20 protein-coding genes are annotated in these 24,235 nt (G+C 51.7%); 12 read left to right on the forward strand and 8 right to left on the reverse strand.

From position 1 onward, the window contains the following. The first annotated feature begins 133 nt into the window (after positions 1-133). Entirely contained in the window at positions 134-955 is an 822-nt protein-coding gene (dapB, locus tag ACLJPE_RS14225) for a 4-hydroxy-tetrahydrodipicolinate reductase (protein ID WP_039513885.1), read from the forward strand. Positions 956-1,082: 127 nt separating this feature from the next. Here dapB and ACLJPE_RS14230 read toward each other — a convergent pair whose 3' ends face one another. Further along, positions 1,083-1,247 (reverse strand): hypothetical protein, encoded by a 165-nt coding sequence (locus ACLJPE_RS14230; RefSeq protein ID WP_023225635.1) that lies wholly within the window; start codon positions 1,245-1,247, stop codon positions 1,083-1,085. Between the two features lie 752 nt (positions 1,248-1,999). On the opposite strand from ACLJPE_RS14230, the gene carA reads away from it, so the two are divergent. The 3 genes from carA to caiF all read left to right on the forward strand — a co-directional run bounded on the left by carA (position 2,000) and on the right by caiF (position 7,063). Continuing rightward, positions 2,000-3,148, forward strand: a complete 1,149-nt coding sequence (gene carA / locus ACLJPE_RS14235) for a glutamine-hydrolyzing carbamoyl-phosphate synthase small subunit (protein ID WP_000597273.1) — start codon at positions 2,000-2,002, stop codon at positions 3,146-3,148. A gap of 18 nt (positions 3,149-3,166) precedes the next feature. Further along, on the forward strand, positions 3,167-6,394 hold the full coding sequence (carB, locus tag ACLJPE_RS14240; RefSeq protein ID WP_001126323.1) for a carbamoyl-phosphate synthase large subunit: 3,228 nt from the start codon (positions 3,167-3,169) through the stop codon (positions 6,392-6,394). A 273-nt stretch (positions 6,395-6,667) separates the two neighbouring features. Next, positions 6,668-7,063 carry a carnitine metabolism transcriptional regulator CaiF gene (gene caiF / locus ACLJPE_RS14245; RefSeq protein ID WP_000333324.1) on the forward strand — a complete coding sequence of 132 codons (396 nt, stop codon included), beginning with the start codon at positions 6,668-6,670 and terminating at the stop codon, positions 7,061-7,063. A 76-nt stretch (positions 7,064-7,139) separates the two neighbouring features. Here caiF and caiE read toward each other — a convergent pair whose 3' ends face one another. From caiE to caiT, 6 genes are all read right to left on the reverse strand, one after another. Further along, complete coding sequence (gene caiE, locus ACLJPE_RS14250) at positions 7,140-7,736, reverse strand: carnitine operon protein CaiE (protein ID WP_000122863.1); 597 nt, start codon at positions 7,734-7,736, stop codon at positions 7,140-7,142. Between the two features lie 109 nt (positions 7,737-7,845). Then, positions 7,846-8,631 carry a crotonobetainyl-CoA hydratase gene (caiD, locus tag ACLJPE_RS14255; protein WP_000004383.1) on the reverse strand — a complete coding sequence of 262 codons (786 nt, stop codon included), beginning with the start codon at positions 8,629-8,631 and terminating at the stop codon, positions 7,846-7,848. A gap of 53 nt (positions 8,632-8,684) precedes the next feature. Continuing rightward, a complete protein-coding gene (gene caiC / locus ACLJPE_RS14260) occupies positions 8,685-10,238 on the reverse strand; it encodes a crotonobetaine/carnitine-CoA ligase (protein ID WP_023211097.1) in 1,554 nt (517 codons plus the stop codon). A 62-nt stretch (positions 10,239-10,300) separates the two neighbouring features. Continuing rightward, positions 10,301-11,518, reverse strand: a complete 1,218-nt coding sequence (caiB, locus tag ACLJPE_RS14265; protein WP_001016212.1) for an L-carnitine CoA-transferase — start codon at positions 11,516-11,518, stop codon at positions 10,301-10,303. A 111-nt stretch (positions 11,519-11,629) separates the two neighbouring features. After that, positions 11,630-12,772, reverse strand: coding sequence for a crotonobetainyl-CoA dehydrogenase (caiA, locus tag ACLJPE_RS14270; RefSeq protein WP_000347134.1), 1,143 nt, complete (start codon positions 12,770-12,772; stop codon positions 11,630-11,632). Between the two features lie 34 nt (positions 12,773-12,806). Beyond that, positions 12,807-14,324, reverse strand: a complete 1,518-nt coding sequence (caiT, locus tag ACLJPE_RS14275) for an L-carnitine/gamma-butyrobetaine antiporter (RefSeq protein WP_000787073.1) — start codon at positions 14,322-14,324, stop codon at positions 12,807-12,809. Positions 14,325-14,804: 480 nt separating this feature from the next. Here caiT and ACLJPE_RS14280 point away from each other — a divergent pair, with 480 nt between their 5' ends. The 7 genes from ACLJPE_RS14280 to ACLJPE_RS14310 all read left to right on the forward strand — a co-directional run bounded on the left by ACLJPE_RS14280 (position 14,805) and on the right by ACLJPE_RS14310 (position 20,675). Continuing rightward, positions 14,805-15,575, forward strand: a complete 771-nt coding sequence (locus ACLJPE_RS14280) for an electron transfer flavoprotein FixA (RefSeq protein ID WP_000692185.1) — start codon at positions 14,805-14,807, stop codon at positions 15,573-15,575. Positions 15,576-15,590: 15 nt separating this feature from the next. Continuing rightward, the gene (locus ACLJPE_RS14285) at positions 15,591-16,532 is read left to right on the forward strand and encodes an electron transfer flavoprotein subunit alpha/FixB family protein (protein WP_001032206.1); all 942 of its coding nucleotides are present in this window, start codon (positions 15,591-15,593) and stop codon (positions 16,530-16,532) included. Positions 16,533-16,581: 49 nt separating this feature from the next. Further along, positions 16,582-17,868 carry an FAD-dependent oxidoreductase gene (locus ACLJPE_RS14290; protein WP_023251625.1) on the forward strand — a complete coding sequence of 429 codons (1,287 nt, stop codon included), beginning with the start codon at positions 16,582-16,584 and terminating at the stop codon, positions 17,866-17,868. Beyond that, positions 17,865-18,152, forward strand: coding sequence for a ferredoxin-like protein FixX (fixX, locus tag ACLJPE_RS14295; RefSeq protein ID WP_000203736.1), 288 nt, complete (start codon positions 17,865-17,867; stop codon positions 18,150-18,152). The genes ACLJPE_RS14290 and fixX overlap by 4 nt, the downstream gene beginning before the upstream one ends. Positions 18,153-18,299: 147 nt before the next feature. Then, complete coding sequence (locus ACLJPE_RS14300) at positions 18,300-19,640, forward strand: MFS transporter (protein ID WP_001136169.1); 1,341 nt, start codon at positions 18,300-18,302, stop codon at positions 19,638-19,640. 88 nt (positions 19,641-19,728) lie between these two features. Continuing rightward, positions 19,729-19,959, forward strand: coding sequence for a YgdI/YgdR family lipoprotein (locus ACLJPE_RS14305; protein ID WP_039513882.1), 231 nt, complete (start codon positions 19,729-19,731; stop codon positions 19,957-19,959). A 299-nt stretch (positions 19,960-20,258) separates the two neighbouring features. Beyond that, complete coding sequence (locus tag ACLJPE_RS14310) at positions 20,259-20,675, forward strand: hypothetical protein (protein ID WP_000767274.1); 417 nt, start codon at positions 20,259-20,261, stop codon at positions 20,673-20,675. 223 nt (positions 20,676-20,898) lie between these two features. Here the strand turns inward: ACLJPE_RS14310 and srfN are convergent, their stop codons facing one another. Further along, positions 20,899-21,189 carry a DUF1471 family virulence protein SrfN gene (gene srfN, locus ACLJPE_RS14315; RefSeq protein WP_000745957.1) on the reverse strand — a complete coding sequence of 97 codons (291 nt, stop codon included), beginning with the start codon at positions 21,187-21,189 and terminating at the stop codon, positions 20,899-20,901. Positions 21,190-22,087: 898 nt separating this feature from the next. On the opposite strand from srfN, the gene ACLJPE_RS14320 reads away from it, so the two are divergent. Continuing rightward, positions 22,088-23,977 (forward strand): sulfatase-like hydrolase/transferase, encoded by a 1,890-nt coding sequence (locus tag ACLJPE_RS14320; protein WP_000066315.1) that lies wholly within the window; start codon positions 22,088-22,090, stop codon positions 23,975-23,977. Positions 23,978-24,235 lie beyond the last annotated feature (258 nt).

Here is a 24,235-nt window from a genome sequence, read left to right on the forward strand (position 1 = left end):
GAATCATGTCTTTTACTGATATCGCTCCCTGTTTATCATTAATTTCTAATTATCGGCGATTTTAGATGGCGGCCTCCGGGCGCGCTGGTTACTCTGAAAACGGTTTACGCAATTTTTACAAAAGAGAATAGCTATGCATGAAGCACAGATCCGCGTTGCGATTGTCGGCGCCGGTGGCCGCATGGGACGGCAGTTAATCCAGGCCGCCATGGCGATGGAAGGTGTTCAGCTGGGTGCTGCGCTGGAGCGCGAAGGCTCTTCATTGCTGGGTAGCGATGCGGGCGAACTGGCAGGCGTGGGGAAAACGGGCGTCATCATTCAAAGCGATCTGGCGTCGGTCAAAGATGATTTCGATGTTCTGGTCGATTTTACCCGTCCTGAAGGCACACTGGCGCATCTGGCATTCTGCCGTAAATATGGTAAAGGGATGGTGATTGGTACTACCGGCTTTGACGACGCCGGTAAACAGGCCATTCGCGAGGCGTCGCAAGAGATTGCGATCGTTTTCGCCGCAAACTTTAGCGTCGGCGTTAACGTCATGCTCAAGCTGCTGGAGAAAGCCGCCAAGGTAATGGGCGACTACACCGATATTGAAATTATTGAAGCGCACCACCGCCATAAAGTGGATGCACCGTCGGGTACGGCGCTGGCAATGGGCGAGGCAATCGCCGGGGCGCTGGATAAAGATCTGAAGGACTGCGCGGTCTACTCGCGTGAAGGTTATACCGGCGAGCGCGTACCGGGAACGATTGGCTTTGCAACCGTTCGGGCGGGCGACATCGTCGGCGAACATACCGCGATGTTTGCCGATATTGGCGAGCGCGTAGAGATTACGCATAAAGCTTCCAGCCGCATGACGTTTGCAAATGGCGCGTTGCGATCGGCATTATGGCTAAAAACGAAGAAAAATGGGCTATTTGACATGCGGGATGTGCTGGGACTGGATGTACTATAACGACTAAATACCTTCGTGATGTGGTTGTGGTAATCAAGATTAATTGATTACAAAGGGCAATATATTATTGCCCTTTTGTTTTTTTGCCCCCCGGTTATTCGGTCAGATAAATAACGCCTTTCACCATTCATGTTTCGATAGTTTCTTCGCCCACGACATGTTCTGCCGTTGTTTTCGCGTTAAGAATAGTCACTTTAAAGACATCCGGGCCAACGGCATCCATTTGCGTGACGTAATTGCCATTACGATAAATGCGGTTAATTGGCCCTTCAGGCGCATCGGTACGGGTCATTACGTTCAACGGGAAAAAAATTACTGCCTGAACTGATGTTAGTCATATTCAGCCGCAGTGGCTTACCGTATGCAAAATGCACCTCGACCAGACTGATAAGACTGATATCCATCGTGGGGTTAGTGCTGTTCCACGGGGGGGGCGTTTTATCTCTTTTGTTTCAATAGGTTACCTTTTTTATGCTGTAGTGAGGCTGGTTGTGGTTCAATCGTATGCGCTAGTCTTAAAGAAAAAGAAGTTAGACCTTTATATCGCGATTGTGATTCTCATTACATTATCTTAATTTGCTGTTTTTGTCGATTTTTTGATGTGTTTGTTTTATTTTTTATGTTTTTAAAATATTGATTTTTAAAATGTTTTTGTCGTTAATTTTCGTAATTTTGAATTTTTATGCATTTAATGGAGTTGATGACTATTAAATGAATTTTTATCGTTGTTTTTTGTTGTTTTAATGTGAAATTTGACCATTTGGTCCACTTTTTATCATGCCAGCCAGTTTTTTGCGAACTCAAGGAAGCGCAAGCGTTTTCTATCGTCACTTAGTTGATCTTTTTGCCTCTTAAACAGAATAACTTCCTTATAATGTGCAAAATAACATAAAAAATACCCTCTTTAAGTTGACTTTTATCCGGCTTAACTTCAGAATGCCGCCGTTTGCCAGAAATCCACGGGTAAGCAAATTTGCATTGCTTCATACTGACTGAATGAATTAATATGCAAATAAAGTGAGTGAATATTCTCTGGAGGGTGTTTTGATTAAGTCAGCGCTATTGGTTCTGGAAGACGGAACCCAGTTTCACGGTCGGGCCATTGGGGCAACGGGTTCGGCGGTTGGGGAAGTCGTTTTCAATACTTCAATGACCGGTTATCAAGAAATCCTCACTGATCCTTCCTATTCCCGCCAAATCGTCACTCTTACTTATCCCCATATTGGTAATGTCGGCACCAATGAAGCCGATGAAGAATCTTCTCAGGTTCATGCGCAAGGTTTAGTGATTCGCGATCTGCCGTTGATTGCCAGTAACTTCCGTAACACAGAAGACCTCTCTTCTTACCTCAAACGGCATAACATTGTGGCGATTGCTGATATCGATACCCGCAAGCTGACGCGTCTGCTGCGTGAGAAAGGCGCACAGAACGGCTGTATCATTGCAGGCGATAGCCCGGATGCGAAGCTGGCGCTGGAAAAAGCGAAAGCATTTCCTGGACTGAACGGTATGGATCTGGCGAAAGAAGTGACCACGGCGGAAACCTACCGCTGGACGCAGGGGAGCTGGACGCTGAAAGACGGTTTACCGGAAGCGAAATCTGAGGATGACCTGCCGTTCCATGTGGTGGCCTACGATTTTGGCGCCAAGCGCAACATCCTGCGTATGCTGGTGGATCGCGGCTGCCGCCTGACGGTGGTGCCAGCGCAGACCTCTGCTGAAGAGGTGCTGAAAATGAACCCGGACGGCATCTTCCTGTCGAACGGCCCTGGCGACCCGGCGCCGTGCGACTACGCCATCGAGGCGATTAAGAAATTCCTCCAGACCGACATTCCGCTATTTGGCATCTGCCTCGGTCATCAGCTACTGGCGCTGGCGAGCGGTGCGAAGACCGTTAAGATGAAGTTCGGCCATCACGGCGGCAACCATCCGGTAAAAGATATGGACAGAAACGTGGTGATGATCACCGCGCAGAACCACGGCTTTGCGGTGGATGAAGACTCGCTGCCAGCCAACCTGCGCGTGACCCACAAGTCGCTGTTCGACGGCACCCTGCAGGGCATTCACCGTACCGACAAACCGGCGTTCAGCTTCCAGGGACACCCGGAGGCGAGCCCGGGCCCGCACGATGCGGCGCCGTTGTTCGACCACTTTATCGAGCTTATTGAGCAATACCGTCAGTCCGCGAAATAATCAGGAGTAATAAGAGCCATGCCAAAACGTACAGATATAAAAAGCATCCTGATTCTGGGCGCGGGCCCGATTGTTATCGGTCAGGCGTGTGAGTTTGACTACTCCGGCGCTCAGGCGTGTAAAGCGCTGCGCGAAGAGGGTTACCGCGTCATTCTGGTGAACTCCAACCCGGCCACCATCATGACCGACCCGGAAATGGCCGATGCCACCTACATCGAGCCGATTCACTGGGAAGTGGTGCGCAAAATCATTGAAAAAGAGCGTCCAGATGCGGTGCTGCCGACTATGGGCGGCCAGACAGCGCTGAACTGCGCGCTGGAGCTGGAGCGGCAGGGCGTGCTCGAAGAGTTCGGCGTCACCATGATTGGCGCCACCGCCGACGCCATTGATAAAGCCGAAGACCGTCGTCGCTTCGATATCGCGATGAAGAAAATTGGTCTCGACACCGCGCGTTCCGGTATCGCGCACACTATGGAAGAAGCGCTGGCGGTTGCCGCTGACGTGGGCTTCCCGTGCATTATTCGTCCGTCCTTTACCATGGGTGGCACCGGCGGCGGTATCGCTTACAACCGTGAAGAGTTCGAAGAAATCTGCGAACGCGGTCTGGACCTCTCGCCAACCAACGAGCTGCTGATTGATGAATCGCTGATCGGCTGGAAAGAGTACGAGATGGAAGTGGTGCGTGATAAAAACGACAACTGCATCATCGTCTGCTCTATCGAAAACTTCGATGCGATGGGCATCCATACCGGCGACTCCATCACCGTGGCGCCCGCCCAGACCCTGACCGACAAAGAATACCAAATCATGCGTAACGCCTCGATGGCGGTACTGCGTGAAATCGGCGTCGAAACCGGCGGTTCTAACGTCCAGTTCGCAGTAAACCCGAAAAACGGTCGTCTGATCGTTATCGAAATGAACCCGCGCGTCTCCCGCTCCTCGGCGCTGGCGTCGAAAGCCACCGGTTTCCCGATTGCCAAAGTAGCCGCCAAACTGGCGGTGGGTTACACCCTTGACGAACTGATGAACGACATCACCGGCGGGCGTACTCCGGCCTCCTTCGAGCCGTCCATCGACTATGTTGTCACCAAAATTCCGCGCTTTAACTTCGAGAAATTCGCCGGTGCCAACGACCGTCTGACCACCCAGATGAAATCGGTTGGTGAAGTGATGGCGATTGGCCGCACGCAGCAGGAATCCCTGCAAAAAGCGCTGCGCGGCCTGGAAGTGGGCGCTACCGGCTTCGACCCGAAAGTCAGCCTCGACGACCCGGAAGCGCTGACCAAAATCCGCCGCGAGCTGAAAGACGCGGGCGCCGAGCGTATCTGGTACATCGCCGATGCTTTCCGCGCGGGCTTGTCTGTGGATGGCGTCTTTAACCTAACCAACATCGACCGCTGGTTCCTGGTGCAAATTGAAGAGCTGGTGCGTCTGGAAGAGAAAGTGGCTGAAGTCGGGATTACCGGCCTCAACGCCGACTTCCTGCGTCAGCTCAAGCGCAAAGGGTTTGCCGATGCGCGTCTGGCGAAACTGGCGGGCGTGCGCGAGGCGGAAATCCGCAAGCTACGCGACCAGTATGACCTGCACCCGGTCTACAAGCGTGTGGATACCTGCGCGGCGGAATTCGCCACCGATACCGCCTATATGTACTCCACTTATGAAGATGAGTGCGAAGCGAACCCGTCCGTTGATCGCGATAAAATCATGGTCCTCGGCGGCGGCCCGAACCGTATCGGCCAGGGCATCGAATTTGACTACTGCTGCGTACACGCCTCGCTGGCGCTGCGCGAAGACGGTTACGAAACCATTATGGTCAACTGTAACCCGGAAACCGTCTCCACCGACTACGACACCTCCGACCGCCTGTACTTCGAGCCGGTGACGCTGGAAGACGTGCTGGAAATCGTGCGCATCGAGAAGCCGAAAGGCGTTATCGTGCAGTACGGCGGCCAGACGCCGCTGAAGCTGGCGCGCGCGCTGGAAGCGGCAGGCGTGCCGGTTATCGGCACCAGCCCGGACGCCATCGACCGCGCGGAAGACCGTGAACGCTTCCAGCATGCGGTTGACCGTCTGAAGCTGAAGCAACCGGCCAACGCCACCGTCACCGCCATTGAACAAGCGGTTGAGAAGGCGAAAGAAATTGGCTACCCGCTGGTGGTACGTCCTTCTTACGTGCTGGGCGGCCGGGCGATGGAAATTGTCTACGACGAAGCCGACCTGCGTCGCTACTTCCAGACAGCGGTCAGCGTCTCTAACGATGCGCCGGTACTGCTGGACCGCTTCCTTGATGATGCGGTTGAAGTGGACGTGGACGCTATCTGCGACGGCGAAATGGTGCTGATTGGCGGCATTATGGAGCACATTGAGCAGGCTGGCGTACACTCCGGCGACTCCGCCTGTTCCCTGCCAGCCTACACGCTGAGCCAGGAAATTCAGGACGTGATGCGCCAGCAGGTGCAGAAGCTGGCTTTCGAGTTGCAGGTGCGCGGCCTGATGAACGTGCAGTTTGCGGTGAAAGACAACGAAGTCTATCTGATTGAAGTCAACCCGCGTGCGGCGCGTACCGTACCGTTCGTCTCCAAAGCCACCGGCGTGCCGCTGGCGAAAGTAGCGGCGCGCGTGATGGCCGGCAAATCGCTGACCGAGCAGGGCGTGACCCAAGAAATTATCCCGCCGTACTACTCGGTGAAAGAAGTGGTGCTGCCGTTCAACAAATTCCCCGGCGTTGACCCGCTGTTAGGGCCAGAAATGCGCTCTACCGGGGAAGTGATGGGCGTCGGTCGTACCTTCGCGGAAGCGTTCGCCAAGGCACAGTTGGGCAGTAACTCCACGATGAAGAAACAGGGCCGTGCGCTGCTCTCCGTTCGCGAAGGCGACAAAGAGCGCGTGGTGGATCTCGCGGCCAAGCTGCTGAAACAGGGCTTTGAGCTGGATGCCACTCACGGTACGGCGATTGTGCTGGGCGAAGCCGGTATCAACCCGCGTCTGGTGAACAAGGTGCACGAAGGTCGTCCGCACATTCAGGACCGCATCAAGAATGGCGAATATACCTATATCATCAATACCACCGCAGGCCGCCGCGCGATTGAAGACTCCAGGGTGATTCGTCGTAGCGCGCTGCAGTATAAAGTGCATTATGACACCACGCTGAACGGCGGTTTTGCCACGACGATGGCGCTCAATGCCGATGCCACCGAGAAGGTAACCTCGGTGCAGGAAATGCACGCGCAGATCAAAAAGTCGTAAATAAAGAGTCCGGTGGATATTGCTCTAACCGGACCTGTAATATAATTCTGAAAGGGTTTCTGTAAAGAAACCCTTTTTTTATCTTGCGTAAGGTCATTCCTGGAGAAGTCCGTTTCCGTAACCACATTTTCTATGTAATAAGCACGATATTGCTCACACTAATCAATATTTAAGTCGCATACTATCTTGCATATCCACAATTTTAATATGGCTTAGTTTTTATTAGTTTGGACAGGCCGTAGCCAGATTTTTAATTTGTGAAATGGTGTGCTTATGTGTGAAAAATATGTTGAAAGACCGCTTTATTTGTTAATTGCTGACTGGATGATGGCAGAGAACCGATGGATCACGGCCAGGGAGATTTCCCGTCAATTTGATATTGAACACTGCAAAGCAATTAATACGCTCTCCTATATTCTGTCAGAAGTGGGGGAAATTGTTTGTGAAGTGAAGATGATCCCTAACCAGATTGCAGGACGAGGCTGCCAGTGCCAGCGTCTGGTGAAAGTCGTGAGTATCGACTCTCAACTCTATCGCCGATTGAATCATAATTTGCAGGAAAGAAAAGTGAGCGTGGCGAAAGCGCCGCGACTGTCTGCCGTTCCCCCCACAGAGCTAAACCGTGAGCAGAAATGGCAGATGATGCTCTCCAAGAGTATGCGTCGCTAATTGTCTGTTTACCTGATGGCGGGGTAAACGGTAATTGACGCGTAGGCCGGATAAGCGTGAGCGCATCCGGCATCAATTACTGTGCTGATTTTGGCTTCACGTCCGTCGTGCCTTTCAGGCGCGGCCGGTTTTCTTCGACCTGCGTTAACGGCTTCGTTTCAGATAACCCCGTTCGACAACGGATCGCAAGATCCTGATATTCTTTAGTGTTGAGGCGTTTCCAGTGCAGCTCCTGGTCCGTAACCTGGCGTAGTACGCGCGCCGGTGATCCCACCAGCAGTTGCCTTGCCTCACCCTGAAATCCGGCTTTGACAAAACTCATGGCGGCGACAATGCTCTCTTCGCCAATCACTGCGCCGTCCATAATGACGCTATTCATGCCGACCAGGGCGTCCCGTCCCACCACGCAGCCATGTAGAATAGCGCCGTGGCCGATATGGCCGTTTTCATGCACGATGGTATCGGTATCGCAGTAGCCATGCATAATGCAGCCATCCTGCAGATTAGAGCCTGCCTCCAGGATCAGGCGACCATAATCCCCACGCAATGACGCGAGTGGGCCAATATAAACACCAGCACCCACGATGACATCGCCAATCAGCACGGCGCTGGGATGGACAAACGCGTCCGGGTGCACCACCGGGATCAGTCCTTCAAAGGCGTAATAGCTCATGGTTGTACCTCGGTTTTTTTGCCGGATGGCGGCGTAAACACCTTATCCGGCCTACGGTTGCGCATGTGCTGTAGGCCGGATAAGCGAAGCGCCATCAGGCATAGTCACATTAACGACCCTTCCACACCGGATCGCGTTTTTCGGCAAATGCCTGCGGTCCTTCGAGCGCATCTTCTGAATGCAGTACCGACGGATAATGTTTCAGCACGCCGCTGCGGATGTAGCGGTAGCCTTCTTCTACCGGCATTTCGCTGGTCGCGCGATAAATCTCTTTCAGCGCCGCGATAGCCAGCGGGGCGCTATTGACCAGTTGTTGCGCCAGTTCGCGCGCGCTATCCATCAGTTCGCTCTGGCTGACAACGCGGTTCACGACTCCCCAACGCAGCGCTTCTTCGGCGCTCATTCGTCTGCCGGTCATTACCATTTCGTTGACGATAGCCGGTGGCAGCAGCTTAGGCAGACGCAATACGCCGCCGCTGTCAGGCACGATGCCTAGCTTTGCTTCCGGCAGCGCGAAGCTGGCGTTTTCGGCGCAGACAATAAAGTCCGCCGCCAGCGCCAGCTCAAAACCGCCGCCAAACGCGTAGCCGTTCACCGCGGCGATAACCGGCTTATCGAGGTCAAATATTTCGGTTAAACCAGCAAAGCCGCCGGGACCAAAATCAGCATCCGGCGCTTCACCTTCCGCTGCCGCTTTTAAGTCCCAGCCAGCAGAAAAGAATTTCTCCCCGCCGCCGGTAATGATTGCTACGCGTAATTCCGGATCGTCACGGAAATTAAGAAAAGCTTCACCCATTGCAAAGCTGGTTTTGGCGTCAATGGCATTCGCTTTAGGTCGGTCAAGGGTAATTTCCAGGATCGGGCCGTTACGGGTCAGATGTAATGACTCACTCATAGTTCATCTCCAGATAAATAGTTTCCCGGCGGGAGGGATTCCTGCCGGAAGGTTTATTTCAGATTTTTTTTGATTATTTTTCCTGAACAGTTGCGCGGCAGGTCAGTTCTGATCTCCATAAAAGAGGGAACCTTGAATTTCGCCATATTGTTTTCGCAGAAGCTGAAAAACTCGGCCTCGCTTAATGTTTCACCTTCATTAAGGACGATAAACGCTTTAATGGCTTCATCACGGATCGCATCTTTAATACCGACCACCACAATGTCCTGAATTTTCGGATGTGCAGAAATAATATTTTCCAGCTCGACGCAGGAGACATTTTCCCCGCCGCGTTTAATCATGTTGCAGCGTCTGTCGACAAAATAGAAATAGCCATCCTCATCCTGGTAACCCGAATCACCGGTATGTAACCAGCCCTCTGGTTCCAGCGCCCTGGCGGTTGCCTCCGGCTGCATGTAATACTCTTTGAAGATAGTCTTGCCGGGAATGCCTTTAATACAGATTTCGCCAATTTCTCCGGCGGGCAGCGGGCGATTTTGATCGTCGCGAATTTCAGCTTCATAGCTAAAACCCACGCGACCAATGGAAGGCCAGCGCCGTTTGTCTCCGGGACGGTCGCCAATAATTCCGACAATGGTTTCAGTCATACCATAAGAGGTCAGCAGCCTGACGCCAAAGCGTTCGGTAAAGGCGTCTTTTTCCTGCGCGGATAGATTGAGATAGAACATCACTTCGCGCAGATGATGCTGCCTGTCCGTTGGCGCGGCGGGCTGGACCATCAGCGTGCGGATCATCATCGGAATGCACTCGGTCACCGTCGCCTGATATTTACGTACCTGATCCCAGAATGCCCTGGCGCTGTACTTTTCCAGGAGCACAAAGGTGCTGCCGGCGGAAAAGGCTGGCATTGCGGCGGTACACTGGCAGTCGATATGAAACGCGGGCATCACCGTCATGTACACGTCATCATCGCGCAGGGCGATTTGCCAGGCAGAGTAGTAGCCTGCAAAACGCAGGTTGTAGTGGGTAATTACCACCCCTTTAGGCCGTGAGGTGGTGCCTGAGGTAAACAGAATTTCCGCCGTATCGTCAGTGGATAACGCGGGCGTATAGCACAGCGTGGTGGACTGGCGGGATTGCAGTTGGGTAAAGTGACTCACGCCGTCGTCAGCCGGAAGCTGCTCGCCAATCAGACAGATATGATTAAGCGGAGTGCTATTGTCCTGGCGTATTTCACGGTACATAGGATAAAACTGGGCGCTGGTAACCAGCAGACTCACCTGGCTGTTTTGCAGGATCCAGGCGCTTTCTTCGCCCAGTAAGCGGGCATTAATCGGCACCATAATGGCGCCGATTTTTGCCAGTCCAAACCAGCAAAAGATGAATTCCGGACAGTTATCCAGATGCAGCGCGACCCTATCACCCTTGCGGATCCCTAAGGAGTAAAAAAGGTTCGCCGTGCGGTTAATCTCTTCATTGAGCGAAGCATAGCTAAACTGCCGAACGATTCCCTCACAGGATTCGAAAATTAACGCCGTTTTATCTCCGTACACCCCGGCCAGGTCGTCCCACATCTGACGTAAGTTTTGTCCGCCAACGATATCCATATTGCTTTATCCACTGAAATCAGGCGTGAGCGCTAACCGGAAAACCGATTAGCGCATCGCGTTTAATCCTCAACTTTGGCCAGGCCTTTGCCGACCAGTTCCTTAATATCTGCTTCGCTATAACCAATGTTTTTCAGAATGGCGGCGGTATCCATGCCGTGTGACGGCATGCCACGCCAGATTTTCCCCGGGTTGTTTTTAAATTTCGGCATGATGTTCGGCCCCTTACAGGTGCGACCGTCCATTGTTTGCCACTGAGTAATCGATTCGCGGGCAACGTACTGCGGATTACCTTCCAGTTCCGGAATGGTGAGCACCTTCGCACAGGCGATATTCAGCTCAGCAAAGCGCGCCTGAACGTCGGCGATAGTGTGTGTTGCCAGCCAGGCGTCCAGTTTCTCTTCGACGAGCGGGCCGTAAGGGCATTCCACGCGATGGATGAGCTGCGTGCCTTCCGGAACTTCCGGCGTACCGAGAATGTGGGCCAGGCCAATATCTTTAAAACACTCGTTGATTTGCGTGATGCCGACCAACTCCATGACGATGTAACCATCGGCGCATTTATACAGGCCGCAACCGGCGTAGTAGGGGTCTTTCCCTTTCGTCATACGTGGACAGATTTCGCCGCCGTTGAAGTAGTCCATCATGAAGTACTGACCCATGCGCAGCATCACTTCGTACATGGCGATATCGATGCTTTCACCTTTACCCGTTTCGCGTACTTTGTGCAGGGCTGCCAGCGCGGCTGTCGTCGCGGTCATCCCGGAGAAGTAATCGGCGGTATACGGGAAGGCTGGCATCGGCTGATCAACGTCGCCGTTTTGGATCAGATAACCACTGAATGCCTGCGCGATGGTGTTATACGCCGGAAGATTGGTGTACTCCTCGGTACCATACTGGCCGAAGCCGGAAAGGTGGGCAATGACCAGTTTCGGGTTATGTTCCCACAGCACTTCATCAGTAATACCACGGCGGGCAAAGGCCGGGCCTTTACTGGCTTCAATGAAAATATCGGTGGTTTCCATCAGTTTCAGAAACGCTTCCCGACCTTCATCTTTGAAAATATTCAGCGACAGGGCGTGCAGGTTGCGGCGTGAGAGCTGCGGGTAGTTAGGCTGTACGCGGATGGTATCGGCCCATGCGACGTTTTCAATCCAGATAACCTCGGCGCCCCATTCGGCGAACATCTGTCCGGCGAATGGACCGGCGATTTCGATTCCTGAAAAAACAACGCGTACCCCAGCAAGCGGGCCAAAGGTTGGCATTGGTAAATGATTCATCATTTTTCTCCTGGCATTTTTTGTGGTATGTAGGCCGGATAAGCACAGCGCCATCCGGCATGATTGCCTGATGGCGACGCCCCGCGTCTTATCAGGCCTACAAGGGATCGATTAGCGGTATTGCTTAAGTACCGCACGACCCAACGTCAGGATCTGCATTTCATCAGAACCACCAGAAACACGGTCAACGCGCAGGTCACGCCAGAAACGCGTGATGCGGTGGTTGCCCGCGATACCAACACCTCCCAGTACCTGCATGGCGGTGTCTACCACTTCAAACGCGGCGTTGGCGCAGAAGTATTTGCACATTGCCGCGTCGCCGGAGGTAATAGTCCCGTTATCTGCTTTCCACGCGGCTTCCAGCAGCATATTTTTCATGGAGTTCAGTTTGATCGCCATATGCGCAAACTTCTCCTGAATCAGCTGGAAACGGCCAATAGCTTCACCAAACTGCACGCGCTGATTCGCGTAACGCGCAGCGTCTTCAAAAGCGCACATTGCGGTACCGTAGTTGGTCAGCGCGACGAGGAAGCGCTCATGGTCAAACTCTTCTTTCACGCGGTTGAAGCCGTTACCTTCCCGACCGAACATGTCTTTCTCGTCCAGTTCAACGTCGTCAAAGGTGATTTCACAGCAGCTGTCCATGCGCAGACCGAGTTTCTCCAGTTTGTTGACCTTGATACCTGCTTTGCTCATGTCCACAAACCACTCGGTGTAAACCGGTTTATCCGGCGATGCACCGTCTCTCGCCATGACCACGATGTACGGGGTATAGGCGCTACTGGTGATAAAGCACTTACTGCCATTGAGATAAACCTTACCATTTTTGCGTGTATAAGTGGTTTTCAGACTACCAACATCCGATCCCGCTCCCGGTTCGGTGATAGCAGAGTTCCACATCTGCTTACCGGTGCCCCGGAAGGCCATGATTTTATCAATTTGCTCCTGAGTTCCTTCACGCAGGAAAGTGTTAAAACCTCCCGGCAATTGGTACAACACGTAAGTTGGCGCGCCAAGACGTCCCAGCTCCATCCAGACGGCAGCGACGGTAACAAAACCCGCTTCCAGACCGCCGTGTTCTTCCGGGATCAGCAGGCTATCAATACCCATATCCGCCAGTGCTTTTACAAAACGCTCAGGGTAGACGCTGTCACGATCGCACTCGGCAAAATAAGCTTCCCAGTTCTCACTGGCCATCAGTTCGCGAATACCGGCGACAAACAGCTCCTGTTCGTCATTTAAGTTGAAATCCATCTTTCAGCCTCTTGATCAATTGGGTTAATAAGAATTACTTGTCTTTCCAGTGCACTTTGGCGTCTTTAATAAAGGACAGCGTCACCATAATGTTGACGAAGAACAGCGGGCATCCTCCGGCGATAATCGCGGTCTGAATCGGCTTCAACCCACCCAGCGCCAGCAGAACGATACCGATGATGCCGACCAGCACCGACCAGCCGATACGCACTAACAGAGGCGGCTCTTCACCATCGCGAACTTCACGACAGGTCGACATCGCCAGGGTGTAAGAGCAGGCGTTAATCAGCGTGACGGTGGCAATAAAGCAGAGGATGAAGAAGCCCCACATGGTGGCGGTGCTGAGCGGCAAGGCGGCCCAGGTTTCGATAATGGCGCGCGCCACGCCGTGTTGTTCAATCAACTGCGGAATGTTGAGGATGTTTTTATCCATCAGCAGCAGCGTGTTGCTGCCCAGCACTGTCCACAGGATCCAGGTAGACGCGGTCAGACCCATCACCATCCCGAAGCACAGTTCACGTACGGTACGACCACGGGAAATACGGGCCAGGAAGATACTCATCTGGATGGCGTAAATAACCCACCACGCCCAGTAGAAAACAGTCCAGCCCTGTGGGAAGCCGCCTTTACCGATGGCGTCGGTATAGAACAGCATCCGTGGCAGGTGCATTAACAGCATCCCGACGGAGTCGGTGAAGTAGTTCATGATGAAGCTGGCGCCGCTGACGATAAACACCCAGCCGAGCATCAGGAAGCTCAGGTAGCTACGCACATCGCTGGCGATTCTGACCCCTTTTTGCAGGCCGCAGGCCACGCAAATCGCGTTCAGAATGATCCAGCAGGTAATGATGATGGCATCCAATTGCAGCGTATGCGGAATACCGAACAGCCATTGCATACACTCGGTGACCAGCGGGGTAGCCAGACCGAGACTGGTGCCCATCGCGAAGATCAGCGCCACCAGGTAGAAGTTATCGACGATGGTACCGAACAACCCTTTCGCATGCTTTTCACCGACGAGCGGTACCAGCGTGGAGCTGGGACGGATGACATCCATCTTGCGTACAAAGAAGAAGTAGGCGAAGGCCACGGAAAGGAAGCTATAGGTTGCCCACGGTAGCGGCCCCCAGTGGAACAGGCTGTACGCCAGACCTATCTCTTTCGCGCCGGTGGAGTTTGGTTCTAGGCCGAACGGCGGGGTGGAGATATAGTAGTAGATCTCAATAGAGCCCCAGAACAGAACCGCAGCTGATGTACAGGAGGCGAACATCATGAAAATCCAGCTGGCGGTGCTAAACTCCGGTTTTTCGTCGCCTAATCTCTTTTTAGCATAGGGGCCAAAAACCAGCCAGAACCAGCCGAAGAGCATGACGACCATATACCATTCAAATGCCCAACCCCAGACGTTGGTGACATAACTGAATACCGCATTAATAACGACGTTAGCGGCATCAAGATCTCTGACTGTTAGCCAGCAAAGTATCCCGACAATTATTAATGGCGGAAAAAAAACCTTCGGTTCAATTCCCGATTTTTTCTTTTCATTTTTCATAAGTGAATTCCAGTGTGAAAACGAAATTTATTTAGCGTGCCAGTCCATGAACGTTTGTTTATTTATTATTAATGATTTGTTGATAAGTTTTTAACCTCTGGGACGCCTCAATGAGTAACTCATGATGGGTATTCACTTCGGGTGATTCTGTTATCTTCGTCACACTTTTTTGCGTTGATTATTTTGTGTCTAAATTTTGATTTTTTCTTTATTTATCAATTTGTTGGTTGTGGTTTTTTAACTTTTTTAAGTATCTGACGTTCAATATTGTTGAGCCAGCAAACAATATTGAAAATTTTCATATTTGGCATATTTCTTTCAATATTGGTGAGGTGCGTAACACTATTGAAAGTTACGAATATCAATGTGTGACATTTTCAATATTGGTGATTAAGGTTTTATTTCCGAATTAAAGAGCGTGATATCTGTATTTAACACCGCCGATATAAATACGTTTCCTTCATGATTTCTGGAGATGCAATGAAGATAATTACTTGCTACAAATGCGTACCTGATGAGCAGGATATTGCGATTAATAATGCTGACGGAACACTCGATTTCAGCAAAGCGGATAGCAAAATCAGCCAATATGATCTGAATGCAATTGAAGCTGCTTGCCAGTTAAAACAGCAGTTGGGAGACGCTCAGGTTGTCGCCATGAGCGTTGGCGGCAAAGCGCTGACTAATGCAAAAGGGCGCAAAGATGTCCTCTCTCGTGGCCCTGATGAACTGATTGTGGTCATTGACGATCAATTTGAGCAGGCGCTGCCGCAACACACCGCTACCGCGCTGGCCGCTGCCGCGCAAAAATCAGGTTTCGATCTGCTTATCTGCGGCGACGGTTCTTCCGATCTTTATGCTCAGCAGGTTGGTTTGCTGGTGGGCGAAGCGTTGAACATTCCGGCGATTAACGGCGTGAGTAAGATCCTCTCTCTTACCGACAGCACATTGACGGTAGAACGCGAACTGGAAGATGAAGTTGAAACGCTGAGCATCCCGCTCCCGGCGGTGATCGCGGTTTCCACCGACATTAACACCCCACAAATCCCTTCGATGAAAGCCATTCTTGGCGCGGCGAAAAAACCGGTTCAGGTCTGGTCGCCTGCGGATATCGGGCTGAACAGCGTACCCGCGTATTCCGCACAACAGGTTGCCGCACCGAAGCAGCGCGAGCGTCAGCGTGTGGTGATTGAAGGTGACGGTGAAGAACAAATCGCCGCGTTTGTCGAGAATCTGCGCAAAATCATTTAATTATCAGGGGATGTTATGAACAAATTTTCCAGTGTCTGGGTATTCAGCGATACCCCTTCTCGTCTGCCCGAACTGATGAGTGGCGCGCAGGCTGTAGGTGAAAAAGTTAACGCGTTCGTACTGAACGAAGCGGATAGCGCGACAGCATGTCACTTAGGCGCGGATCATGTCTGGCTGCTCAGCGGCAAACCAGAAGACCGCATGATCGAAGACTACTCTGCTGCGATGGCTGAGACTATTCGTCAGCATAGCGAGGGCGGCGCGGTGCTGCTGCCGAATACGCGTCGGGGCAAGCTGTTGGCGGCAAAGCTGGGCTATCGCTTGTCGGCTGCGGTTTCCAACGACGCCAGCGACGTCGCCCTGCAGGATGGAAAAGCGGCGGTTAAACATATGGTCTACGGCGGTCTGGCGATAGGGACAGAGACCATCGCTTCGCCGTTTGCCGTGATCACACTCAGCAGCGGAACGTTTGACGCACAACAACCGGATGCTTCCCGCAGCGGCGAGATGCACACCGTGCAGTGGCAGGCTCCGGCCACTGCCGTGACCCGCACCGCAACCCAGGCGCGTCAGAGCAACAGCGTTGACCTCGACAAAGCGCGTCTGGTGGTCAGCGTGGGACGCGGCATCGGCAGCAAAGAGAATATCTCGCTGGCCGAAGCGCTGTGCCAGACGATTGGCGCCGAGCTGGCCTGTTCTCGCCCGGTGGCGGAAAACGAGAAGTGGATGGAGCACGAGCGCTACGTCGGTATCTCCAACCTGATGCTCAAGCCTGAACTGTATCTGGCGGTGGGGATCTCCGGGCAGATCCAACACATGGTCGGCGCCAACGGCGCGCAGACGATTTTCGCCATCAACAAAGATAAAAACGCGCCAATCTTCCAGTATGCGGATTTTGGCATCGTTGGCGATGCGCTGAAGATCCTGCCTGCGCTGACGGCTGCCTTAGCGCGATAAACCATTTCGGGCAGGATGCGAAGGTATCCTGCCGCTGACAGGAGTACGTATGTCCGAAGATATCTTTGATGCCATCATCGTGGGTGCAGGTCTGGCCGGTTCGGTTGCGGCGCTGGTGCTTGCTCGCGAAGGTGCACAGGTGCTGGTTATCGAGCGCGGCAATTCTGCTGGCGCGAAGAATGTCACCGGTGGGCGCTTGTATGCACATAGCCTGGAACGCATCATTCCCGGCTTTGCGGATCAGGCCCCCATTGAACGCATGATCACCCACGAAAAACTCGCCTTTATGACCGACAAAGGGGCGATGACGATGGATTATTGCAACGACGAGGACGCCGCATCGTCGCAAGTTTCTTATTCCGTTTTGCGCAGTAAATTTGACGCCTGGCTGATGGAGCAGGCCGAAGAGGCGGGGGCGCAACTGATCACCGGTATTCGCGTCGATAACGTCGTTCAGCGTGATGGCAACGTCGTGGGCGTGGAAGCCGATGGCGATATTCTGGAAGCCAAAGTCGTAATCCTCGCTGACGGGGTGAATTCTCTGCTGGCTGAAAAGCTGGGCATGGCCAAACGCGTTGAGGCATCGCATGTTGCTGTCGGCGTGAAGGAACTGATCGAACTGCCGAAGTCGGTCATTGAAGATCGTTTCCAGTTACAGGGCAACGAAGGTGCCGCCTGTCTGTTTGCCGGGGCGCCAACCGATGGTCTGATGGGCGGTGGCTTCCTGTATACGAATGAAACAACCCTTTCCCTGGGGCTGGTCTGTGGACTTCATCATCTGAAAGACGCGAAAAAATCGGTCCCGCAAATGCTGGAAGATTTCAAACAGCATCCGGCAGTTGCGCCGCTGATCGCCGGTGGCAAGCTGGTGGAATATGCCGCACACGTTGTACCCGAGGCGGGAATGAATATGCAGCCTGAACTGGTGGGCGATGGCGTACTGATTGCCGGGGATGCTGCCGGCATGTGTATGAACCTCGGCTTTACCATCCGTGGTATGGATCTCGCCATATCCGCAGGCGAAGCGGCGGCGAAGACGGTGCTTTCGGCGATGAAGCGCGACGATTTTAGCAAGCAATCGCTGGGGGAATACCGTCAGCATCTGGACGAAGGTCCGATGCGCGATATGCGTATGTATCAGAAACTGCCGGCTTTTCTTGATAATCCCCGCATGTTTACCGCTTATCCCGAAATGGCGGTCAATATCGCGCGCGACCTGTTCACCGTGGATGGCTCCGCGCCGGTGCCCATGCGTAAAAAAATCCTGCGCCATGCGAAGAAAGTGGGCTTCATCAACCTGATGAAAGATGGCCTGAAAGGAGTGACCGTATTATGACATCTCCCGTTAATGTGGACGTCAAACTGGGCGTCAATAAGTTCAATGTGGATGAAGACAGCCCGCACATCATTCTCAAAACCGATCCTGATAAACAGGCGCTGGAGGTGCTGATTAAGGCCTGTCCGGCGGGACTGTATAAAAAGCAGGACGACGGCAGCGTTCGTTTTGATTACGCCGGGTGCCTGGAGTGCGGAACGTGCCGGATCCTCGGCCTTGATACGGCGCTGGAAAAATGGGAATACCCGCGCGGGACGTTTGGCGTGGAGTTCCGCTACGGCTAATAAGTACGAAGTTGTGCCCCCGTTGGCCGGATAAGATGCGGTAGCGTCGCCATCCGGCAATCATGTGGCGCCAATGCCGGATGGCGGCGGAAACGCCTTATCCGGCCTACAGATGACGCTTTGCCCGTGTTGAAACAGGACATCACCATGCCGCAGCCCAGGAACTTTGACGACCTTAAATTCTCCTCCATCCATCGCAGAATTATGCTGTGGGGAAGCGGCGGCCCGTTCCTTGATGGCTACGTGCTGGTGATCATTGGCGTGGCGCTGGAACAACTGACGCCGCTATTGCACCTTGATGCTGAATGGATTGGCGCGCTCGGCGCGGCTACGCTTGCCGGACTGTTTATCGGCACCTCGTTGTTTGGCTATATTTGCGATAAAGTCGGGCGGCGTAAAATGTTCCTGCTTGATATTATCGCTATCGGCGTTATCTCCGTGGCGACCATGTTTGTTTCCACGCCGCTTGAATTGCTGGTGATGCGCGTTTTAATTGGCATTGTTATCGGCGCGGATTACCCTATCGCCACTTCCATGATTACGGAGTTTTCCAACACCCGCCAGCGTGCGTTCTCCATCGGTTTTATCGCCGCGATGTGGTACGTCGGCGCGACCTGCGCCAACCTGGTGGGTTACTGGCTGTATGACATGGAAGGCGGCTGGCGCTGGATGCTTGGCAGCGCCTTTATCCCGTGCTTAATCATTTTGATTGGCCGCTTTGATCTGCCGGAATCGCCACGCTGGCTATTGCGAAAAGGACGGGTAAAAGAGTGCGAACAAATGATGATCAAACTGTTCGGCGAACCGGTCTGCTTTGACGATGAGCCGCCGCAGGAGACCCGCTTCCTGCAACTGTTTAATCGCCGTCATTTCCCGTTTGTACTGTTCGTTGCGGCTATCTGGACCTGTCAGGTAATCCCGATGTTCGCTATCTATACCTTTGGGCCGCAGATCGTCGGGTTACTCGGCTGGGAGCAGGGGCGCAACGCGGCGCTCGGCAATGTGGTGATTAGCCTCTTTTTTATGCTGGGCTGTATACCGGCGATGTTCTGGCTAAACAGTATTGGCCGTCGCCCTCTGCTTATTGGCAGCTTCGCCATGATGACTATCGCGCTGGCGCTGCTGGGGCTGGTGTCAAATCTGGGCATCATACTGGTCGTGGTGGCGTTTGCGGTATACGCCTTCTTTTCCGGCGGGCCGGGCATACTGCAATGGCTTTATCCTAATGAACTCTTCCCGACGGATATTCGCGCTTCGGCCGTGGGGGTCATCATGTCATTAAGCCGCATCGGAACCATTGTCTCCACCTGGGCATTACCGATTTTTATTACTCGTTACGGCATTAATAACGTCATGCTGATTGGCGCGTTGATTTCGTTAGTCGGGCTTGGCGTATCGGTGATGTTTGCCCCGGAAACTCGCGGCTTGACGCTAACACAGACCGGAAACATGACTTTGCGCGGAACGCCATCGGATAACCCTCGTTAAGAGTGTTCTGCATTTCTCCTTGCTTTTCGCCAATAACGCTACAGTTAACAGTCACATGCTAAAACAACTGAAAAGCAGGGAGAACACCATGCAAAAACGTCTTATGACCGCACTGTTTACCGCAGCAACACTATTCACCGTCGCAGGATGCTCTTCTAACCAGGCGGTTGAAACCACGAATGGCAAAACTATTGTCACCGACGGGAAACCCGAGGTCGATAACGATACCGGTATGGTGTCTTACAAAAACGCCGCCACCGGGAAAACCGAACAGATTAACCGCGATCAGCTGAAAAATATGAGCGAGCTGGATAATTAATTCAATTTTTTCTGATTAGCCGCTCAATAATATTCTCTCTTTATGCGCATCCATTTATTCCCATGCGAATAAACGGATGCCTGAACAGGCAGGGACGCCGGAAAACGTCGAAATACGTTAGACCATTCGCCCGTGTTCCCGCTTTCCCCACCGCGCTGTCCGCTTACATGAGGTTACACTCATCGACATTTCTCTGAACAGCGGCTCAACATTTCCCGGAAAAAAACATATCGCAGGGCATTTATCCTTATGATTAGGTATAAATGACCAGGTATAAGGAACAGGAGTCTGTAATGAAACTGAAACTAATACCTTTTTATTTGCTCGCGCTATTTTCTGCCGCCTCCGGAGCTACGGAGATAAACGCCTGCAAAGACCTGATCGGAACATGGAAAACCACGGCAGATAACCCGCCTTATACCATGACAATATTGCCGCCAGTAGAAGGCTGCGGGGAAAAATGTGTGAAACTGAACGTACAGTATGAACTTGACGTGACTCACCGCAACGCGCTTTATTGCCATGAAGGACAAGAGGGGGTAAAAGGGCAGGGCCCCATGGTGATAGCATTTGAAGGGGCGTATGGTGGACACGCTATTGGAACCTATAACCGACAGCTGCAATTACTTTGGGCTGGCGTAATACCGAAAAATAAAAAGGGGAAATGGATAACGAAAATGGAAAATTACTGGTTCAGGCAGGTAAAAGCGCACTAAATATTACCTTAAAACAGCCCGCAAAACCGTCTTATTCACGAAGGGCTTACTGCCTGCGCGCGCACATTCCAACGGCTTGCCTGCCCCGGATGAACTGTTGATAAAAAAGAGGGCCAGCATCTGTTTCCAGACGGCCCTGAGTGGATTGTGACGGAACATGGCACCTTGCTGGCGCTCTCTTATTATTTCATGCCTGTGCCCTCGTTATGGCGCAATCAGAGCTTTATTTCGTCGCATCGTTATAAACTTCGGCAACGGCTTCAAAATTCGGACCATGCTCACGTGCAGCGATAATATGGTAATATTTTCCGCCTTTCGCATCGGCTAATGCTGACAGTTTTTCGCGTAGATCAGAGGGTGAGGAAATCTGCCCGCCACTCTGGGACACATTTATGGTGCCGACCTTAACCAGTTTGAAGTGGCTGATTTCTTGCTTAGAGACCTGCTCTGCCGCAAGCGTGCTGAATGAAGCAACCGTTGCCAGTAATGCGGCGGCAATAATGCGTTTTTTCATGGTTCTGTTCCTGTTGCATTGATGATAAGGTTTGCGCAATATCAGTAATCCGTAACGAAATTATTTATCCCCTTCATACTTCAGGTTGCTTACGGGTTGGCTACGGATTACTCGGCCCACCTATGGGCCTCGCCCTGACGGGCCGTCGCACGCGACGTTCAAATCTGCTCCCGGCAGATTTGCCGCTCACCCCAGTCACATAATTATCTATGCTCCAGGGGACTCACTCCCTTGCCGCCTTTAAGCAACTCGAATTATTTTGGGTATATAACCTCGGTTGATTATCTGAAAATAGACTTATTTGGTGTGACCGTCTTATATCTTGTTATAGTCACCTCTTTATGTTGTTGTCAATGTAAAATAATGCACTGTCAGTTAAAAAGAAACTTAACCCCCTGTAAATAATAGTTTTTATATTATTTCTTGTAATGACGGAATTTTTATTGAATCACGCGGCAATACGATAGTTTTATTCATAAGCAATATAACAGAATTGAGTTATGTTTTAATTTCCCAGAGTGATATTACCGGTTGTATGTCTATGGTTGCGCGGCCTGTTACTGATAGTGTTTCTTTCGGGGAGATTTTCTTGTAGCGGCATAGGGTAATCACCGTAGCTGAAGGGAAAAGGCACGAACACAGCGCTATAGAGTATGTTTAATAATGTATTTTTTTATGAAGTAATGTCTGCAGTTGTATCTCTAAAATAAAAACAATGAACTTTTCATCTAAATAATTTTTCAGTGAATTATGGTTGTTTATTAATATATTTCTAATTTGAAATACAAATCAATTTATAACACATATTCTTACCCGGAAGGCATTGATACATATCCACGTTTCCTCGTACAGTAATAAATGAATATGTGATAAAGTTACTGACTACAGGTATAATAATATGAGTAATAAAAAAAATCTGTCCGCAGAAGAGACGGATCTTACGCGTAGGAAACTGTTAACCAGTGCCGGTATTCTTGCCGCAGGCGGTATGTTATCCGGCGCGGTAAAGGCTGATGAAAAATGCGCCGTCAAGGCGAAACCGGCGTGGGATAAACCGTTTACCGGCGAAATCCCGGAAAAATTGCCAGAAGGATATAATATTCTGTTAGTCGTGACCGACCAGGAGCGTTTTTTTCCTACGTTTCCTTTCCCGGTACCCGGCAGAGAGCGGCTCATGAAAACGGGGGTGACATTCTGTAATCATCAGAATACCAGTAATGTCTGTACGCCTTCCCGCTCCGTATTGTATACCGGCTTACATATGCCCCAGACAAAGATGTTTGATAATCTGGGATTACCCTGGATGCCTTATGACCTTGACCCCGCTCTTGGAACCACAGGCCATATGATGCGGGAACTGGGATACTATACGGCCTATAAAGGTAAGTGGCATCTTACAGAAAAACTGGAGAAGCCTTTGCCTGACGAAAAAGATGAGGATATTGATGTCGGGGATATTCCTGAACCAGAATTACATAAAATTATGGAAAAATATGGTTTTGCTGACTATCACGGCATCGGCGATATTATTGGCCATAGTAAAGGCGGCTATTTTTATGATTCAACCACCACGGCTCAGACTATAAATTGGTTAAGATGCAAGGGGCAGCCCTTGAATGACCAACACAAGCCCTGGTTCCTGGCCGTTAACCTCGTTAATCCTCATGATGTCATGTTTATTGATACCGATAAAGAGGGAGAAAAGGTACAGTGGCGTGGCGAGTTGGATCAGGATGATAATACCCTGGCGCCCACGCAGCCGCCGGAAAACGAGCTTTATCAGGCAAGCTGGCCGAACTATCCGCTGCCGGCAAACAGGCATCAATCATTCAATGAGCAGGGAAGACCGCCGGCGCATCTTGAATACCAGACGGCGCGCGCTGCGCTGGAAGGGCAGTTTCCTGATGAAGATCGTCGTTGGCGTAAACTGCTTGACTACTATTTCAACTGTATCCGCGATTGTGATACTCACCTTGACCGGATATTAAATGAACTTGATGCCCTCAAGTTAACTGATAAAACGATTGTTGTATTTACTGCCGATCATGGCGAATTAGGCGGAAGCCATCAGATGCACGGTAAAGGCGCTTCCGTTTATAAAGAACAGATCCATGTACCGATGATTATTTCCCACCCGGCGTACCCCGGTAATAAGAAATGTCAGGCGTTGACCTGTCATCTTGATATCGCGCCGACATTAGTTGGGCTGACCGGTTTGCCGGAAGAAAAACAGCACCAGGCGTTAGGCAACCGCAAAGGCGTTAATTTTAGCGGATTGCTAAAAAACCCGGAAGGCGTTGCGGTTAATGCGGTGAGAAATGCCAGCTTATATTGCTATGGCATGATCTTGTATACCGATGCCCATTATCTCCACCGCGTTATCGCGCTACAAAGAGATAAACAAAAAACGGTGGCGCAAATCAAGCAGGAAATATCCCATTTGCATCCTGATTTCAGCCATCGTTCAGGGACGCGGATGATTAACGATGGCCGTTATAAGTTTGCACGCTATTTCTCGCTAAGGGAGCATAATACGCCGGAAACCTGGGAGGATCTTATTAAGTACAACGATCTTGAACTTTACGATCTTAAAAATGATCCCGATGAGAACCATAACCTTGCTGCTGATAAACAGAAATATCAGGATCTCATTCTTACGATGAATGAAAAACTGAATAAAATTATCAAGGACGAAATTGGCGTGGATGACGGCAGTTTTATGCCGGATGCGGCCCATGAGCCGTGGGATCTTACTATTGAGCAGTTTAACCGCATGGCGAAAGATTAAGAGCCTGGCCATTAGGCTATTTTATTCGCCATTTTGGGACCGGGCAGTGCTCAAAATCCTCACGTACTACGTGTACGCTCCGGTTTCTGCGCGCTGGTCGGCCCCAAACTGGCTTCAACAATTACGCCTGGTGGGCCAGGCTCTAAGTACCTGACCCATTAGGTTAATTTATGCGTCGGCGATCTGGCATCCAGCGTGTCTGGAGGTTCAGATGCTGTTGGCGCTGCGCTTATTGGGCCTGTGTCATCATGTAATGGA

This window comes from Salmonella sp. SAL04196 (assembly GCF_046550835.1).
Taxonomy (GTDB): Bacteria; Pseudomonadota; Gammaproteobacteria; order Enterobacterales; family Enterobacteriaceae; genus Salmonella; species Salmonella enterica.